Origin of the sequence: Rhizobium sp. LjRoot98 (assembly GCF_964252935.1) — a bacterium.
Taxonomy (GTDB): domain Bacteria; phylum Pseudomonadota; class Alphaproteobacteria; order Rhizobiales; family Rhizobiaceae; genus Pararhizobium.
Window position 1 is genome coordinate 133,926 of sequence record NZ_CAXUPW020000005.1, and the last position, 17,245, is coordinate 151,170.

General features: G+C 59.2%; 16 protein-coding genes. 10 read left to right on the forward strand and 6 right to left on the reverse strand.

Going from position 1 to position 17,245, the window contains the following annotated elements:
- Positions 1–510, forward strand: coding sequence for an NUDIX hydrolase (locus ACSQ3J_RS17530; protein WP_060506474.1), 510 nt, complete (start codon positions 1–3; stop codon positions 508–510).
- Positions 511–546: 36 nt separating this feature from the next.
- Here the strand turns inward: ACSQ3J_RS17530 and ACSQ3J_RS17535 are convergent, their stop codons facing one another.
- The 3 genes from ACSQ3J_RS17535 to ACSQ3J_RS17545 are packed head-to-tail and all read right to left on the reverse strand — an operon-like array spanning position 547 to position 3,537.
- Entirely contained in the window at positions 547–1,434 is an 888-nt protein-coding gene (locus ACSQ3J_RS17535) for an NAD-dependent epimerase/dehydratase family protein (protein ID WP_060506473.1), read from the reverse strand.
- A 13-nt stretch (positions 1,435–1,447) separates the two neighbouring features.
- Complete coding sequence (locus tag ACSQ3J_RS17540) at positions 1,448–2,317, reverse strand: glycosyltransferase (RefSeq protein WP_060506599.1); 870 nt, start codon at positions 2,315–2,317, stop codon at positions 1,448–1,450.
- Positions 2,317–3,537, reverse strand: a complete 1,221-nt coding sequence (locus tag ACSQ3J_RS17545) for an NAD-dependent epimerase/dehydratase family protein (protein ID WP_060506472.1) — start codon at positions 3,535–3,537, stop codon at positions 2,317–2,319. Before ACSQ3J_RS17545 ends, ACSQ3J_RS17540 begins: the two co-directional genes overlap by 1 nt.
- 121 nt (positions 3,538–3,658) lie before the next feature.
- On the opposite strand from ACSQ3J_RS17545, the gene ybgC reads away from it, so the two are divergent.
- Positions 3,659–4,102, forward strand: coding sequence for a tol-pal system-associated acyl-CoA thioesterase (gene ybgC / locus ACSQ3J_RS17550; RefSeq protein WP_112834513.1), 444 nt, complete (start codon positions 3,659–3,661; stop codon positions 4,100–4,102).
- 3 nt (positions 4,103–4,105) lie between these two features.
- Here the strand turns inward: ybgC and ligD are convergent, their stop codons facing one another.
- From ligD to ACSQ3J_RS17565, 3 genes are read right to left on the reverse strand one after another with little or no spacing between them, the layout of a single operon-like run.
- Entirely contained in the window at positions 4,106–6,715 is a 2,610-nt protein-coding gene (gene ligD / locus ACSQ3J_RS17555; RefSeq protein ID WP_060506471.1) for a DNA ligase D, read from the reverse strand.
- Between the two features lie 9 nt (positions 6,716–6,724).
- Complete coding sequence (locus ACSQ3J_RS17560; protein ID WP_060506470.1) at positions 6,725–7,564, reverse strand: Ku protein; 840 nt, start codon at positions 7,562–7,564, stop codon at positions 6,725–6,727.
- Between the two features lie 28 nt (positions 7,565–7,592).
- Entirely contained in the window at positions 7,593–7,865 is a 273-nt protein-coding gene (locus tag ACSQ3J_RS17565) for a hypothetical protein (protein WP_060506469.1), read from the reverse strand.
- Between the two features lie 308 nt (positions 7,866–8,173).
- Between ACSQ3J_RS17565 and tolQ the strand changes: the two genes are divergently transcribed.
- From tolQ to ftsH, 8 genes are all read left to right on the forward strand, one after another.
- Complete coding sequence (gene tolQ / locus ACSQ3J_RS17570) at positions 8,174–8,893, forward strand: protein TolQ (protein ID WP_060506468.1); 720 nt, start codon at positions 8,174–8,176, stop codon at positions 8,891–8,893.
- 32 nt (positions 8,894–8,925) lie between these two features.
- On the forward strand, positions 8,926–9,390 hold the full coding sequence (gene tolR / locus ACSQ3J_RS17575; RefSeq protein ID WP_037099870.1) for a protein TolR: 465 nt from the start codon (positions 8,926–8,928) through the stop codon (positions 9,388–9,390).
- A gap of 10 nt (positions 9,391–9,400) precedes the next feature.
- Positions 9,401–10,468, forward strand: a complete 1,068-nt coding sequence (locus ACSQ3J_RS17580; protein WP_060506467.1) for a TonB C-terminal domain-containing protein — start codon at positions 9,401–9,403, stop codon at positions 10,466–10,468.
- 37 nt (positions 10,469–10,505) lie between these two features.
- Positions 10,506–11,810, forward strand: a complete 1,305-nt coding sequence (gene tolB / locus ACSQ3J_RS17585; protein WP_060506466.1) for a Tol-Pal system beta propeller repeat protein TolB — start codon at positions 10,506–10,508, stop codon at positions 11,808–11,810.
- A 197-nt stretch (positions 11,811–12,007) separates the two neighbouring features.
- A complete protein-coding gene (pal, locus tag ACSQ3J_RS17590; RefSeq protein ID WP_060511843.1) occupies positions 12,008–12,532 on the forward strand; it encodes a peptidoglycan-associated lipoprotein Pal in 525 nt (174 codons plus the stop codon).
- Positions 12,533–12,711: 179 nt separating this feature from the next.
- Positions 12,712–13,698 carry a tol-pal system protein YbgF gene (gene ybgF, locus ACSQ3J_RS17595; RefSeq protein WP_060506464.1) on the forward strand — a complete coding sequence of 329 codons (987 nt, stop codon included), beginning with the start codon at positions 12,712–12,714 and terminating at the stop codon, positions 13,696–13,698.
- Positions 13,699–13,771: 73 nt separating this feature from the next.
- Positions 13,772–15,070, forward strand: coding sequence for a tRNA lysidine(34) synthetase TilS (gene tilS / locus ACSQ3J_RS17600; RefSeq protein WP_060506598.1), 1,299 nt, complete (start codon positions 13,772–13,774; stop codon positions 15,068–15,070).
- 101 nt (positions 15,071–15,171) lie between these two features.
- A complete protein-coding gene (ftsH, locus tag ACSQ3J_RS17605; RefSeq protein ID WP_060506463.1) occupies positions 15,172–17,112 on the forward strand; it encodes an ATP-dependent zinc metalloprotease FtsH in 1,941 nt (646 codons plus the stop codon).
- Positions 17,113–17,245: the final 133 nt, after the last annotated feature.

Sequence of the window (17,245 nt, forward strand, 5' to 3'; positions counted from 1 at the left end):
ATGCCCAAACGAAAGATGATCCGGATGGATGGGCCGCAGAGACAGCGGTTCAATTTTCGTATTGCCGGCCTTGGGTTTCGCGATGGGCATGTTCTGGTGCACCGGGCAGCACACGAGGATTTCTGGACGTTTCCGGGTGGGCGGGCCGAGATCGGCGAGACATCGGTGGAGACGCTGAAGCGCGAGATGGTCGAGGAACTGGGCGTCGAGGTCAGCGTCGGCCGCTTGCTCTGGACCGTGGAAAATTTCTTTCGTTACGAGGAGCGCGACTATCACGAGATCGGCTTCTACTACCAGATGGAAATCCCTGGGGATTTTCCGTTTGATCCAAGCGACATCGTGCATCGTTTGCGGGACGGCAAGAATGATCTCGAGTTCAAATGGGTGAAAGCCACCAAGGCGGCGCTGATAGCGCTCGATATCCCGCCCTATTTCATTGCCGAGCAGATCGAGACCTTACCGCTGACGCCAGTCCATATCATCTGGGATGACGGCGATCTTGACCGGTAGACCATACCGTCCCGAACATGGCTGAAGCCTTCCAGGCTAAGCCAGGTGTTCTATAGTCTCTCTGAGTAGCTCCAAGCCGCCCGCCTTCCAGCCCAGCGCCTCGATCTTGCTGGTGCTCATGGGGTTGCAGCCTGTTTTATCGCCGGCGTCAGGCAAGGGATGTGGACAGTGCCTGGCACGCTGCAGGGTGGAAAGGATGTCGTAGGTATCGGTCAGGACATCCGAAACGTTGAAGGTTTCGCCATTGATCCGCAGGCTGTCCGATTCCAGCATCAGCCGCACGGCCTGGGCGACATTGGTGCCATGCACTTCGGTGCTCGCGCGGGGGGCAATAGGCTTACCTGCGAGATAATCCTCGAAAAGCCCCGCCCATTTATGCCGCTGTCCGGGTCCTGCAGCACCGTAGATGCCGGTTGCTCTGAGGCTTGCGGTGACGAAGCCGTGGCCGCAGAGGGCGGCCAGGCTCCGCTCTGCCTGCAACTTGATTTCGCCATACAGCGTGTCGGGTTTGCCGTGCATATCCTCTTGCAAGATCGTGCCGGGTGGTTGCGGGCCATAGGCGGCGCGGCTGGACAGAAAAACGCAACGGCGGACGCCGGCATCGCGGGCAGTTTCGAAAAGGCTCACGCTGCCGTCGAGATTGGCGCGCTGGAAATTCTCGGGATCATCGCCTTCGCCGCCGCGATATTTTCCGGGTATGTGCTCGAAGGCGGCATGGACGAAATAATAGATGTGATCGAAGGCCTCGATCTGGTCGGCATCCGGATCAAGCCGTAAAGGCACGAACGCAACGTCCTTGGAGAAAAAGCCCGGGCCCGGCGCAGCACGGCCGCCGACAGTGACCTTGTAACCGTTGGCCAACAGGTGTTCGACGATGAAACGGCCGGCATAGCCGGTGCCGCCGGAAACAAGAACGCGTGTCATGAGCTTCCTGATTTCAGTTCGTGTTTGCCAGGCCCGGATTTGGCAGTCCGGCAATATCGGGAATGTTCTCGCCGCTGAAGAAAGCATGCCAGAGATTGATCAGCGGTCGCAGACTTTCCGCTTTTGGATGGTCCTTTTCCCACGGTTTTTCATATTGATAGTGCAGCACGCCGATGGATGGCCAATCCCACAGAGCCGGCATGTTGAACCAGACATATTGCAGCATGTTCATCGTGACAGGCAGGCCATGCCAGTCGGGGAAGAAATTCTGCAGAAAGGTCTGGTCGGTGCGCGGCCAGAAAGCATCGGGTCTGTCCAATTGCGTGAGCATGGCCTCGAATGTCTGCGGGGAGGGTGTGGCGACAAAGACGCCTGAGTTCAGCCGGTGAAAATCGGCAAGGCTTTCATAGACGTTGGGCGCTGCCGAAAATTCGGGATAGCCGAAATAGCGGTCGATGTTTTTCAGGACCAGCGTATCGGCATCGATGAAGATGCAGCGATCATACGCGGTCAGTTGCCAGAGCCGCAGTTTGCAAAAATTGTCGAGCGGCGAGTGAAAGTCCGGTTTTCGCCCTTTGGTGAAGGGGGCTGCGCTGTGAATGCTCTTGCGGGCATGCCGCTCGTTGAAGGCGTTGGACAGAGGCAGGAGGTCGGTGGGGACAAGCCGGCAACGAAATTCGGCGAGGGGCGTCAGGGCGGATTGATCAACGCCGCCGGTGTGGAGGACGACGATATCAGCTTTCGTTCCCGTTATGCGGATTGATCGCGCCAATGCGGTTGCGCCCATCGCATAGTCGGCATTCGTCACCAGCGTCACGAATGCGTGCTGCGATCCGGCAGGGCCGGATGGTGCGATACCATTTGAAGCAAGCGCTTGCTCCATCATGAAACCGATTTCAGCCTTCTTCCTTCCGGATCGTGGTTGATCTTGGCGGCGATGTCCTTGGTCCAGGCCGAAACGGCGGGCACTCGGCTGCGATCGACGCGGTAGGCGTATTTCTTGCCGACATCGACGATTTCCGCAAGCAGGCCATCCTGCAGCGTGATTGCATTCAAGCCAAGGGCGCGGAATTTTTCGTTGCGGACGATCAGATCGTTTTCGGCTGCTTCCTTGCGAGGGTTGGGTAGCCAGGCGATCTCTGAGCCGGTAAGCCCGGCGATCATTTCGGCGAGGTCGCGGATCCGGTGCGTCTCGGTCATCTGGTTGAAGATCTCGACGCGGGCGCCACGCTGCGGCGGGTTTTTCAGCGCCAGTTCGATGCAGCGGACCGAATCCTGAATATGGATGAAGGCGCGGGTCTGGCCGCCGGTGCTGTGCACGGTCAGCGGATAGCCAATCGCCGCCTGGATCAGGAAGCGATTGAGCACGGTGCCGTAATCGCCGTCATAATCGAAGCGGTTGATCAGCTGTTCGTGGCGGCGGGTCTGCTCGGTATGTGTACCCCAGACGATGCCCTGATGCAGGTCGGTGATCCGCAGCGCGTCGTTCTTGGCGTAGAACTGGAACAGCAGCTGATCGAGGCATTTTGTCATGTGATAGATCGAGCCGGGATTGGCCGGGTAGAGGATATCCTGCTTCGCCGTCTCGCCGCTTTCGGCCTCGATGCCGACCGATAGGTAACCTTCGGGAATGGCGGCGCCGACGGTCGAATAACCGTAGACGCCCATCGTGCCGAGATGGACGAGATGCGCGTCGAGGCCGATCTCAACCAGGGCGTTCAGGAGGTTATGCGTGGCGTTGACGTTGTTGTTGACCGTGTAATTCTTGTGGCGGTCACTTTTCATCGAATAGGGCGCCGCGCGCTGTTCGGCGAAATGGATCACGGCATCCGGACGGTTTTCCGCAAGCCAATTTTTCAGGAGCTCGTAATCGCGGGCCAGATCGATCAAGTGGAAATGGATGCGCCGGCCGGTCTCCGCGTGCCAGATGCGCGTGCGCTCCTGGATTGAATCCATCGGCGTCAGAGACTGAACCCCGAGTTCGGTATCGATCCAGCGGCGGGAGAGGTTGTCGAGGATGTGGATGTCGTGACCGGCGTCAGACAAATGCAGGGCCGTCGGCCAGCCGACAAAACCATCACCGCCAAGGACAGCAATTTTCATGCACGTCGTCTCCTTCAGGTGGAACGCTATGGATGGTGATAGGGGCGGATTGTGACAGGACGACAATGCTTGCCAAAAGCAATTTGTTCCGTCACAGAAAAACAAAAATCAGAGGATGCCCATGACCTTGATTGCACTTTCCGGCGAGTTGACGGATGCCGGACACCGGCTGGTGCAGCGCGTCTATTATGAGGACACGGATTTCTCCGGCGTCGTCTATCATGCCCGCTATCTGCATTTCATGGAGCGGGCACGCACCGATTATCTGCGTCTTCTCGGCGTCGAGCAGGCAACGCTGGCGATCGAGGGTGACACGGAAGGTCTGGTCTTCGTCGTCCACCGGATGGAGATCGATTTCAAGCAACCGGCACGCATGGACGACATCCTGACGATCACCACGGCGACGGAAAAAGCCGGTGGCGCCAAGATGGTCTTGCAACAGGAAATCCGCCGCGAGGGCACGCTACTGATCGCCGCCAAGGTGATCATCGCCGTCATCAACGGGCAGGGGCGGCCGCGGCGATTGCCGGAGACACTGGGCAAGAAGTTCCTCGGGCAGGGCTGAGTTTCAGTCCCCGGCTTCGACCGCTTTCAGCATTGCCTTGGTCAGGCTCTGTTTCCAGTCCTTCGCCTCCGCCCAGGGATCGATACCGCTTTCCAGGCGCTCGAGAATATCGGGAATGTGAAAACCGTTGGCAGCACCGAGATCACCAAGCTCATCCCAGCTGACCGGCGTTGCCACCGGACCATTGGAGCGGGCGCGCACCGAATAGGGCGCGACGGCGGTGGAGCCGCGCTCATTGCGCAGCCAGTCGATGAAGATGCGGCCCTTGCGCTTGGCTTTTGACATGGTGGCGATGTAATTTTCGGGATCTTCGTCGGCGATCTTGGCCGAAAGGCCCTTGGCGAAGGTCTTGGCGTCCTCCCACGGCGCGCGGCGCGACAGCGGCACGATGACATGGATGCCCTTGCCGCCAGAGACCATGGCGACCGATTTCAGGCCAAGCTCCTCCAACGCGTCGCGAAGCAAGACGGCCGCCTGTTTGACGGTTTCGAAGGTGACGCTCGGGTCGGGATCGAGATCGAAGACAAGCCGGTCGGCAGCGTCGAGCCGGTCGATGGTCGAGCCCCAGATGTGCAACTCGATCGTGCCCATCTGCACGGCGGCCACGAGGCCCTTGGCATCGTTGACGTAGAGATAGTTGGCGGTATCGCCATCGGATTCCTCGATCGGGACCTGATGGATTTCATCGGGAAAGCCATCGCCGGCATGTTTTTGGTAAAAGCACTGATGATCAGGCCCCTGCGGGCAGCGCAGGATTGAGGCAGGGTGATCCGCGGCGAAGGGCAACATGCGAACCGCGATCACGCCATAGTATCGGGCAAGGTCGACCTTGGTGATCGCGGGGTCGGAAAAGAGCAGCCTGTCGGCGTGGGTTATGCGGATACCGAGCACGTCGCCGTCTGCATCCTTTTCCTTGTGCGGTGGCCGTTTCTTATCCGCGCCCGGCACTTCCGGTTTATCCACGGCGGCTTTGGACGTTGGTGCTGGTTTCTTCGTCTCTAGCGTCACGGCAGAAGCCTCCTTGTCTTCGCGCAGGCCCTGAAAGGCGCCGTGGCGGATGTGACCATCGTCGGTAAATTCGGCGAAATCAATTTCCGCCGCAAGATTCGGAGTCAGCCAGACCGCATCATGCGCGATCTGGTTCGGGACCGCATCGAATGGTGACGTCTTGCGTATCAGCTTGGGAAAACGCGCGGCCAGATCTGCCATGGTCTCTTCGTCGAACCCGGTGCCGACGCGGCCCTGATAGACGAATTTCCTCCCGTCATACGCGCCGACCAGCAGCGAGGCGAAAGCCCTCCCGCGCTTGTCAGAGGGGGAATAGCCGCCGATGACGAATTCCTGCCGTTTGGTGCATTTGATCTTCAGCCAGTTGCCGGCGCGGCCTTCGCGATAGGACGCATCGGCTTTTTTGGCGATGATGCCTTCCTGCCCGGCCTTACACATGGCCTGAAACACCTTTCGGCCATTGCCCCGGACGTGTTCGCTGTACTGGATAGCAGGGCCAGGTTCCAGCGTGTCCAGCAACACCTTCAGCGCCTCCTTGCGTTCGACCAGTGGCGCTTTGCGCAAATCCTTGCCGTCGAGGTGCAGCAGATCGAAGGCATAGAAGCGCGTTTCGCCCCCGGTTTTGATTGCCTTCTGCAATGCGGAGAACTTGGAGCCTTCGTTAGAAGCGGCGACCGCCTCGCCATCGATCAAAGCGGTGTCGCAATCCAGCGGCATCAATCCGTTGGCGATATCGGGGAATTTTTCCGTCCAGTCCAGTCCGGTCCGCGTGAAGCAGGTGACGCCACCTTTGCCGATGGAAACCATCAGACGATAACCGTCAAACTTGGCTTCGTTCAGCCAGTCGTCGCCATCAGGCGCGTCCGCGGTGAGGGTTGCCAGCTGCGCCTTGACGAAGGTGGGCGCCTTGCCCGACCGTTTCCGTTCTTTTGGCGGCTCTGATTTTTCCTCGGCGACGGCGCCAGCCTTGACATTGGCGGCGGCGCTTTTCGCCGATTCCCACACATGGGCTTTCCTTTCCCCCTGGCCGGATGCGATCTCCCCCATCGAACGGCCGCTTTTGACGCTGGTCAAATTTTCCGTCAACAGGCTTTCGCCGTCTTCGCTGGTCTCGCCGTCATGCTCCTTGATCAGCAGCCAGTTCTCGCGCTTTTCACCGTTGCGCGGCTTCATCCGCACTAAGGTCCAGCCGCCATGCATGCGCTGACCGTGGAGATGAAATTTCAGCTTGCCTTCCTTCAGGCCTTCGTCGGGATCGTTGTCTGGCTCCCACCAGCCGGTGTCCCACAGCATCACCGTGCCGCCGCCATATTGCTTTTTCGGAATCGTACCTTCGAAATCGCCATAGGCCATGGGATGGTCTTCGGTGCGCACGGCAAGCCGCTTGTCGTCCGGGTTGATGCTTGGGCCGCGGGTTACCGCCCAGCTTTTGAGTACGCCTTTCCATTCCAGCCGGAAGTCATAATGCAGCCGGGTTGCATCATGTTTCTGCACCAGAAAGAGCTTGCCCGCCTTTCCCTTTTTCGACGCCCCCTTGGGTTCGGCGGTCCTGGTGAAATCGCGCTTGCGGTTATACTCGGTGAGGGAATCGTAATGCTCGGCCATAGCGGTGCCTCAGGCGGATTTTTTCTTCGGAGCGGCTTTCTTGGGCGCAGCTTTCCCACCGCTACCCTCAAGACTTTTCTTCAGTGCCGACATCAGATCGACGACATTGTCGCCACGCTTGCCGGTGTCGTCCTCATCTTCGACCTCGATCTTTGCCTTCTTGCCCTTGAGCTTTCTCTGGACAAGTTCTTTCAGTGCCGTCGAATAATTGTCCTTGAAGGTGGTGGCGTCGAAGGGGGCGGTCTTCTTGTCGATCAGCGCGGTTGCCACTTCCAGAAGATCATCGTCGGAGGTTTTGCCGGAAAGTCCGTGGAACATCGGATCGGCTTTCCGCAACTCGTCGGCGTAGTGGAGTGTTTCGAGAAGTAGACCATCGCCGCAAGGTTTGATCGCAGCGATGTATTCGCGTCCGCGCAGGGTCAGCTGGCCAAGCCCCACCTTGCCTGATTTGCGCAAGGCGTCCCTGACCACCCGATAGGCGTCTTCGGCCAGATCGTCGGAGGGAACGACATAATAGGGTTTGTCATAGTAGATCGGTGAAATCTCGGAGGCATCGACAAACTGCACGAGTTCCAATGTCTTTTTCGTCTCAAGCTTGACTGCGTCTATTTCCTCCGGTTCGAGCAGGACATACTTGCCACTCTCATACTCGTAGCCCTTGACGATCTCGTCCGTATCGACAGGACCGATGCCGTCGACGACCTTGTCGTAGTGGACGGGCTTGCCGGATGGTTCGTGGATCTGGCGGAAGGCAAAGCGCGCGCCCGTCTTAGTGGCGCTGAACACTTCGACAGGGATGGAAACGAGGGAGAGACGCAGCTGTCCTTTCCACAATGCACGCGATACCATGTTTCCACCTTCTCCGTCGGCCGGTGTTTTAATGCGCAATATTCCCCGTGTTCGTGTCGCGGGCCAGCAGGCGCTCCAGCGCAGCCACATCCTCGCTGGTGATCACCGGCACCGGATCGGACACCATGGCCTGCAGCACTTCAGGCGAAACGGCGCCATTCTCGATGGCCCATTCCAGCGCTTCACGTGTCTCACGCTCCGCCCTCAGCTGCGCATAAAGCGCAAGGATCAACCGGTCGCGATGATCGAAATGCGGCCGGGAGGAACGTTTGGATGATGTCTTTGGCGTGATCGTGCTCATGTCCGCTGAACGCGGCCAAGCCTTGAATGTTCCCGCAGTACTTCATGGCAAAGATCAGATTGCAATGCGGCAAAGTAAGACTCTCTTAACCATAATGATGTCTTAATGCACATATTAGGGTTTTGTGCACTGCACGTCATCCTTTCACCAAGATTGAACGCAAGAAGGCAGACAGGAAGCTTAAAGATCGGCATGAGGCCGGTTATCGGCAGCTGCCGGGTCAATCTTGCAACAATGACGTTTAAGCACCCTGGCTGTGAGCATGAGATTGCTCTTGCCGGGCGTTTGGATTCGGGGATTTGAGAACGATGGAACAGGTTGGATTGGCTGCAGCGACGACAGACGTAACGCTGTGGTCGCTATTCATGGAGGCGGGCTTCGTGGTGAAGCTCGTCATGCTGGGACTGATTGGCGCCTCAATCTGGACCTGGGCGATCGTCGTCGACAAGACGCTTAAATTCGGCAAGGTGCGCCGCCAGCTGGATGCGTTCGAACAGGTGTTCTGGTCTGGCCAGTCGCTGGAAGAACTCTACCGGACACTGTCCGACCGGACGACCTCCGGCATGGGGGCGATCTTCGTCTCTGCCATGCGCGAATGGAAGAAGTCCTTCGAACGCGGCGCCCGTTCGCCGATCGGTCTGCAGATGCGTATTGACCGGGCGATGGACGTGACGCTGGCCCGTGAGGCCGAAGCGCTTGAATCGCGGCTCGGATCGCTCGCCACCATCGGTTCGGCCGGCCCGTTCGTCGGTCTGTTCGGTACCGTTGTCGGTATCATGACCTCGTTCCAGGCCATCGCCGGTTCGAAGTCGACAAACCTTGCGGTTGTTGCGCCCGGTATCGCCGAGGCACTTCTCGCCACCGCAATCGGCCTTCTCGCCGCTATCCCGGCGGTTATCGCCTACAACAAGTTCTCCGCCGATGCCGGCAAGCTGACGGCGCGCATGGAAGGGTTTGCCGACGAGTTCTCGGCCATTCTTTCGCGCCAGATCGATGAGAAGCTGCAGCCGCGCCAGGCCGCGCAGTAAAGCCTGAGCGGCACGAAGACGGAGATAGACCAATGGGTATGTCAGCAGCAGGTGGTGGATCGAAGGGTGGCGGCCGTCGCCGCGGTGGCCGTGGCGGCCGCGGCGGCAAGGGCGTCATGAGCGAAATCAACGTGACGCCGTTCGTCGACGTCATGCTGGTGCTGTTGATCATCTTCATGGTTGCCGCCCCGATGATGACGGTCGGCGTGCCGATCGATCTGCCGGAAACGCAGGCGAAGGCGCTGAATGCCGAAACCCAGCCGATCACGATTTCGGTCAAGAGCGACGGCCAGGTCTTCCTGCAGGAAACGCCGATCCCGGTCGAAGAGGTTGCCGCAAAGCTGCAGGCGATCGCAACGACAGGCTATAGCGAGCGTATTTTCGTGCGGGGTGATGCGACGTCGCCTTACGGCGTGATCGCCGATGTCATGGCGCGTATCCAGGAAGCAGGCTTCAAGAATATCGGTCTCGTCACCCAGCCGCAGAAGGGCCAGTAGAGCGCGTACGATGAAGAGCAGTCTCATCACATCCGCTGTGCTGCATGGCCTGGTTCTGACCTGGGCGCTGGTGTCGCTCGGCAGTCCCAAATCGTTCGAGGTCTCCAATATGGAGTCCATCCCGGTCGATATGGTGTCTGTCGAAGAGCTGACCCAGTTGCAGATGGGGGACGCAAAGGCTCCGAAATCCGAAAAGCCTTCGCCCGTTCCGACAAAGAAGCCAGTTGAGAACAATGATGGTGAAAACGTCGGCGACAACAGTGTTGATCTGAAAACACCGCCAAAGCCGGAATCCAAGCCGATCGAAAAGGAATCGACGGGCGCGATCAAGTCTGAAGACGTTCCGCTGCCGAAACCTGAGCCGGTGAAGGAAGACAAGCCCGAGGTGACGGAAGACAAGCCGGCATCCGAGCCTGCAACGGAAGTTGCCGCTCTGCCCGAGCCGAAGCAGGAGGTCCAGCCCGACCCCAAGCCTGCGGAAACGCCTGCCGAGGAAAAGCCTGCGGAAAATCCGGATGCAGAAGCGCTGCCGGACAAAGTTCCGACGCCAATGACAAAGCCCAAGGTGGAACAGCCGGCGCAGACGGCCAAGACGCCCGATCGCAAGAACGAAGAAAACAAGACCGAGAAGAAGAAGACATCGACTGCCATGAAGTCGGACTTCGATGCCGATGAAGTGGCGGCGCTTCTCAACAAGCAGGATTCCTCCGGCGGTGGCAAGAAGCGGTCCAGCGAAACAGCTTCGCTGGGTGCAAAGAAGACGACCGGCAACACGCTGTCGGCCAGCGAAATGGATGCGCTGAGGGGCCGCATCGAGAACAATTGGTCCGTCGTTGCCGGTATTTCCGGTGCCGAAGGGCTGACGATCACGGTGACGATGCAGCTCGACAAGAATGGCGAGATCATCGGGCGGCCTGAAGTGGTCGCCTCGGGCGGTACGGATTCGGCACGGCGAACCTTCGAGGGCAGCGTGCGGCGGGCCATCCTGAAATCGGCGCCGTTCGATAACCTGCCGGCAGACAAATACGATTCCTGGAGCGAAGTGGTCGTCAATTTCGATCCAAGCTCCATGCTCTAGAACATCATAGAATGAATGGCTGAAAGGCTCCGTTACAATGTTGAAACGCAATCCCTTCCGTTTTCTGATCGCGCTCGCGACGATGGTCACCCTGATGATCGCGCCTGCACATGCGCGGGTGGAAATCAACATCAACAAAGGCAATGTCGAGCCTTTGCCCATCGCCGTCACCGACTTCCTGCAAGGTGAACTGGGCCAGAAGATTTCCGACGTCGTTGCAGCCGACCTGAAGCGTTCCGGCCTGTTTGCGCCGATCGCCAAAAGTGCCTTCATCGAGAAGATCACCAATCCGGATGCCGCTCCGCGTTTTGAAGACTGGAAGGTCATCAATGCGCAGGCGCTGGTCACCGGCCGGGTCACCCAGGAAGGCGATGGCCGCCTGAAGGCGGAATTCCGCCTGTGGGATAGCTTTGCCGGCCAGCAGATGGCAGGGCAGCAGTTCTTCACCCAGCCGGAAAACTGGCGCCGTGTCGCCCATATCATCGCCGACGCTATCTATGAGCAGATCACCGGTGAAAAGGGCTATTTCGATACCCGCATCGTCTATGTCGCCGAAAGCGGCCCGAAGACGGCACGCAAGCGTCAACTGGCCATCATGGACCAGGATGGTTTCAATGCCCGTGGCATCACCAATTCCAACGACATCGTGCTGACGCCGCGTTTCTCGCCGAACAAGCAGGAAATCACCTACATGTCGTTTGAAGGCAACGAGCCGCGCGTCTATCTGCTGCAGCTCGAAACCGGACAGCGCGAAGTGGTCGGCAATTTCCCCGGCATGACCTTTGCTCCGCGCTTTTCGCCGGATGGCCAGCGGGTGATCATGAGCTTGCAGCAGGACGGCAACGCCAACATCTACACGATGGACCTGCGTTCGCGCACCACGACGCGGCTGACGTCGACCGCTGCGATCGACACCTCTCCGTCCTATTCGCCGGATGGTAGCCAGATCGTGTTTGAAAGTGATCGCGGCGGCCGCCAGCAGCTGTATGTCATGAGCGCCGGCGGCGGTGGACAGAACCGCATCTCGTTCGGCGATGGCTCTTATTCCACGCCGGTCTGGTCGCCACGCGGAGACCTGATCGCCTTTACCAAGCAGTCGGGTGGCAAGTTCTCGATCGGCGTGATGAAGCCGGATGGTTCGGGCGAACGCATCCTGACGACCGGCTTCCACAACGAAGGCCCGACCTGGGCTCCGAATGGCCGTGTCCTGATGTTCTTCCGGCAGAACTCCGGTGCCGGTGGTCCGCAGCTCTATTCGATCGACCTGACCGGCTATAACGAGCAGCTGGTCCAGACCAAGGGCTTTGCGTCTGACCCGGCATGGTCGCCGCTACTTGAATAGCCCCATTGAATAGCATTGTGACGATGCGGCGGGGAATATGGCGAATTTGCCGCTTTCTCGCCGCAAAGGACTGATCTAGCAAGCCTCCACGCGAATTTTAACCGTCTGCTAACCATATCCGTTGAAATGGGATTAACCGCTTCCGGTTACAGTCTGGCAACCCTGAATTAAGACAGACCATCCAAGGAGACCGGCCCATGAGCCGCATTCACGCCCAGGCCGCAGGCCGCATGCAATCCTTCGCCCGCAACCCGATCATGATCGCTCTCTTTGCCAGCCTGGCGCTTGCTGCTTGCGCCAAGAAGCCGATGAACAGCGCTGGTGATCTCGGCCTCGGCGCCAATGCGGCGACCCCGGGCTCGAGCCAGGACTTCACGGTCAACGTCGGCGACCGCATCTTCTTCGACACAGACTCCACCTCGATCCGTGCAGATGCCCAGGCAACGCTTGATCGCCAGGCGCAGTGGCTGGCCAAGTATCCGAACTATGCCATCACGGTCGAAGGTCATGCCGACGAACGCGGCACCCGCGAGTACAACCTGGCACTGGGCGCACGCCGCGCCGCATCGGCCAAGGAATATCTCTCCTCGCGCGGTATCCCGGCCTCGAAGATCAAGACGATCTCCTACGGCAAGGAAAAGCCGGTCGCCGTCTGCGACGACATTTCCTGCTGGTCGCAGAACCGTCGCGCTGTCACGGTTCTGGGTGGCGCCGGCATGTAATTGCCGGACCTTCAGCAGTCTCTCGAAAAGGCGGCCATTCGGGCCGCCTTTTCTTTTTTGTCACACTTTGACCGAACTCCGTTGCTTTTTGAGGCCAATTGGAAAACTGTGCGGCAATCATCCATCAACCGATTTGAACCGGTTCGGATGAGAGTGGATACACAAACAGGACACATGACATGAAACATTTTGTCGTGGCGGGATTGATCGGCCTGACTGCCTTTGCGGGGTTTGGACAGACAGTGACCGCCATGCCGCTATCCGCGCTGTTCAACCGCGCAATCCACGGCGAGGCCCAGTCACCGGGCAAGGCGCCGCTGCTCAAGGTCCAGTCGAACGAGGTTGGACGCATCGGGCAGCTCGAGGAACAGATCCGCTCGCTCAACGGGCGTATCGAGGAAATGAGTTTCCAGCTTCTGCAGATGCAGGAGCAGATCCGCAAATTCCAGGAAGACAACGAGTTCCGTTTCCAGGATCTGGAAGGCGGCAAGTCGGGCTCGACGAAGAAGAGCCAGCTGGAAACACCGCGCACCAATCAGACAGCTGGCACTGCGCCTGCACCGACTGATCAGGCAACTGTAACCGATCCCAACGCAGGTTTGGGATCGGATACTGCTTCCGGTACCGGCGCGGCGTCCTCGACGCTGGGCCAGATCGTCTTTGACGAAAACGGCAATCCTATCGCCGCAAACCAGGACACATCGAGTCTGGAATCAACGCTCCCCGGTACCGATCAGGGCATCAACCAGACGCCGGACAGCCAGCAGCAGACGGCCGCTCTCGATAATCCCGGCGATCTCTATCAGTCGGCCTATGGCCATGTGCTGACGGGCGACTACAGCAAGGCTGAAAACGAATTCCGCTCCTATCTCGAAGCATTCCCGAAGGGCGAAAAAGCCGCGGATGCCAGCTTCTGGATGGGCGAAGCGCAATACTCCCAAGGCAAGTTCAACGATTCCGCCAAGACGTTCCTGAATGCGCACCAAGCCTACAGCAAGTCGCCGAAGGCGCCGGAGATGCTCTTGAAACTCGGCATGTCGTTGGCTGCACTCGACAACAAGGACACGGCCTGCGCCACGCTGCGTGAGGTCAACAAGCGCTATCCGAAGGCTTCGCAGGCGGTGAAGACCAAGGTTGCCAGCGAACAGGGCCGCCTTGCCTGCTGAGGTGGACCGCGCCGCGCCGCTTGCTGCCGTAGAGGCGGCGAAACAATTTCTCTCTTCATTCAAGACACCCGGCATGATCCTCGCCGCCGTTTCCGGCGGCAGTGATTCAAAAGGCCTGCTTCTGGCGCTGCATGAGGCGATCACGCTTGGTGGCTTTTCGGCCTTTTCCCTGTCCGCCTGCACTGTCGATCATGCGCTGCGCCGTGAATCCGCTGAGGAAGCGCGGGCGGTCGCGGCTTTTTGCGCTGAAAAAGGCATTCCGCATACCATTCGCCAATGGGACGGCGACAAGCCGGTGGCCGGTATTCAGGCGGCGGCGCGGGCAGCACGTTACGGGCAGCTTGCCGATGCCGCGCGAGATATGGCTGCCATCTGCATTGTCACTGCCCACACTGCGGATGACCAGAACGAGACGATTGCCATGCGCCTAGGCCGGTCGGAGCCAGATGCGCCTGGTTTGGCAGGCATGGCGGCGGGAGTTCTGGTCGGCGGTAGAGCCTGGGTCTGGCGTCCGTTTCTTCATCTGCGCCGGATCGATATCCGCTCTTTTCTAATGGAGCGGGGCGAGGGGTGGTTCGATGATCCGAGCAACAGCAATCGCCGCTTTGAGCGCGTGCGAGTGCGCCAGGCGCTGTCCGGCGAGGGATCTTCGTCCGCGGATGTACTTGCCGCGGGGCGAGCCCGTTTCGGGTCAAGCGAGCGTGCAGCGCGGCTGATTGACCGGTATGTGCACGGTTTTGAAGGCCTTGTGGCGAAGGTCGATCCGGAAATTCCGGCCGGTATGGCCGATCCCGACTGTATGCGTGCGGTTCTGTCGATCGCCTCCGTCATCGGCGGACGTCTTCATCTTCCTGGCCGCGAGACGGCCGCGCGGCTTACGGCGTTTTTGGGAGACGCAAGTGGCGGGCGGATGACTGCAGGGCGCGTGGTTTTCGATCGCCGCAAATCGGGTCTCTATCTCTATCGCGAAGCGAGGGGCTTGCCGGAGATCGAACTTCACCCCGCTCAGTGCGGGCTTTGGGATGGCCGCTTTCTGGTCACCAACGAAGGGGCGCATCGTGTAGCGGTTCACGCCCGTGGCGAAACGGCCGGATTGTGCGCGAGACTGATTGCCGCAGGCCTGCCCGAACCTGTGGCCAAGCGCGCTGTCAAATCGGCTATCGGGTTTTCTGCGCCGACGCAGGCATCAGATCGTCCGGATGCTGCTGTCGCTTTGGTGCCAACGCCTTGTGTGCAAACCTATATCAGCCTTTACGACACCTTTTTGCCGTGTTTCGACCTGATGATGGCAAACAGCATTGCCACGCTCTTTGGCCGTGACAACTATCCTGCTCCTCCGGTTTACGGTGTATTGACGGAAAAGTCAGGTTAGTCTTGAGTTTGCCTTGGCAAGCTGGTCACGCAACCCTATGTTAGGCGCAAGAATGCAGCCACAAATCATTGCGGGTTGCGACAGAGGTTCCGGGGAGTTCGATGAACCCTAATTTCAGAAATTTTGCACTTTGGGCAATCATTGCCCTGCTTTTGATCGCGCTGTTCAGCATGTTCCAGCAGCCGACCGAGCGTACTGGTTCGAAGGAAGTTCCCTTTTCCCAATTCCTGAAGGATGTTGACGGAAGTCGCGTCAAGGAAGTGGTGATCACCGGCAATAAGGTGATCGGCTCGTATGCCGAGAGCGGCGCGACGTTCCAGACCTATGCGCCTGCGATCGACACGGCCCTGACCGAGCGTATGGAAGCCAAGAACGTAACTGTGACGGTTCGCCCCGAAACCGATGGTTCGTCCGGCTTCCTCAGCTATGTCGGTACGCTGCTGCCGATGCTGCTGATCCTCGGTGTCTGGCTGTTCTTCATGCGCCAGATGCAGGGTGGTTCGCGTGGTGCGATGGGTTTTGGCAAGTCCAAGGCCAAGCTGTTGACCGAAGCCCATGGCCGTGTGACGTTTGACGATGTCGCAGGTGTGGACGAAGCCAAGCAGGACCTCGAGGAAATCGTCGAATTCCTGCGCGACCCGCAGAAATTCCAGCGCCTCGGCGGCCGCATTCCGCGCGGCGTGCTGCTGGTCGGTCCTCCCGGTACCGGTAAGACGCTGCTTGCCCGCTCGGTTGCCGGTGAAGCCAATGTACCGTTCTTCACAATTTCCGGTTCTGACTTCGTTGAAATGTTCGTCGGTGTCGGTGCAAGCCGCGTCCGTGACATGTTCGAACAGGCCAAGAAAAACGCGCCCTGTATCATCTTCATCGACGAAATCGACGCCGTCGGCCGCCATCGTGGTGCCGGTCTTGGTGGTGGCAACGACGAGCGCGAACAGACGCTCAACCAGCTGCTGGTCGAGATGGACGGCTTTGAGGCTAATGAAGGCATTATCCTGATCGCTGCGACCAACCGTCCCGACGTTCTCGACCCGGCCCTTTTGCGTCCAGGCCGTTTCGACCGCCAGGTTGTCGTTCCGAACCCGGATATCAATGGCCGCGAGCGTATCCTCAAGGTGCATATCCGCAATGTGCCGCTGGCGCCGAATGTCGATCTGAAGGTTCTGGCCCGTGGTACCCCTGGTTTCTCCGGTGCCGACCTGATGAACCTCGTCAACGAAGCTGCCCTAATGGCCGCACGCCGCAACAAGCGTGTTGTCACCATGCAGGAATTCGAAGACGCCAAGGACAAGATTATGATGGGCGCGGAACGCCGTTCGTCCGCCATGACCGAAGCCGAAAAGAAGCTGACTGCCTATCACGAAGCCGGTCATGCCATCATGGCGCTGAAGGTTCCGGTCGCCGATCCGTTGCACAAGGCGACGATCATTCCACGCGGCCGTGCACTCGGCATGGTGATGCAGCTCCCCGAAGGCGACCGCTATTCGATGAGCTACAAGTGGATGGTGTCGCGCCTTGCCATCATGATGGGCGGCCGTGTTGCCGAGGAAATCACCTTCGGCAAGGAAAACATCACCTCCGGTGCGTCGTCCGATATCGAGCAGGCCACCAAGCTTGCCCGTGCGATGGTGACGCAATGGGGCTTTTCCGATGAGCTTGGCCAGGTTGCCTATGGCGAGAACCAGCAGGAAGTCTTCCTCGGTCACTCTGTTTCGCAATCAAAGAACGTTTCCGAGGCGACAGCCCAGAAGATCGACAACGAGGTGCGCCGCCTGATCGATGAAGCGTATCAGGAAGCCAAGCGTATCATCACGGAGATGCACGCCGAGTTCGTGGCCATCGCGGAAGGCCTGCTCGAATACGAGACCCTGACTGGCGATGAAATCAAGGCGTTGATCCGCGGCGAAAAGCCGGCTCGCGACCTTGGCGACGACTCGACGCCGCATCGTGGTTCGGCCGTTCCGTCGGCCGGCACTAAGAAAGATGGTTCGGTCGGCAAGGGTGATGAAGCCGAAGGCGGGTTTGAGCCGCAACCGCAATAGTCTTGCGTGAAGCAGGCAATCGAACCGAAAACCGCCGCGCCTTGATGCGCGGCGGTTTTCGTTTGTACCGACTGGCTCCGGCTTGGTAACGCGCTGTAATGAATTCTGATGATACAACGGGATGCTGTTGCAG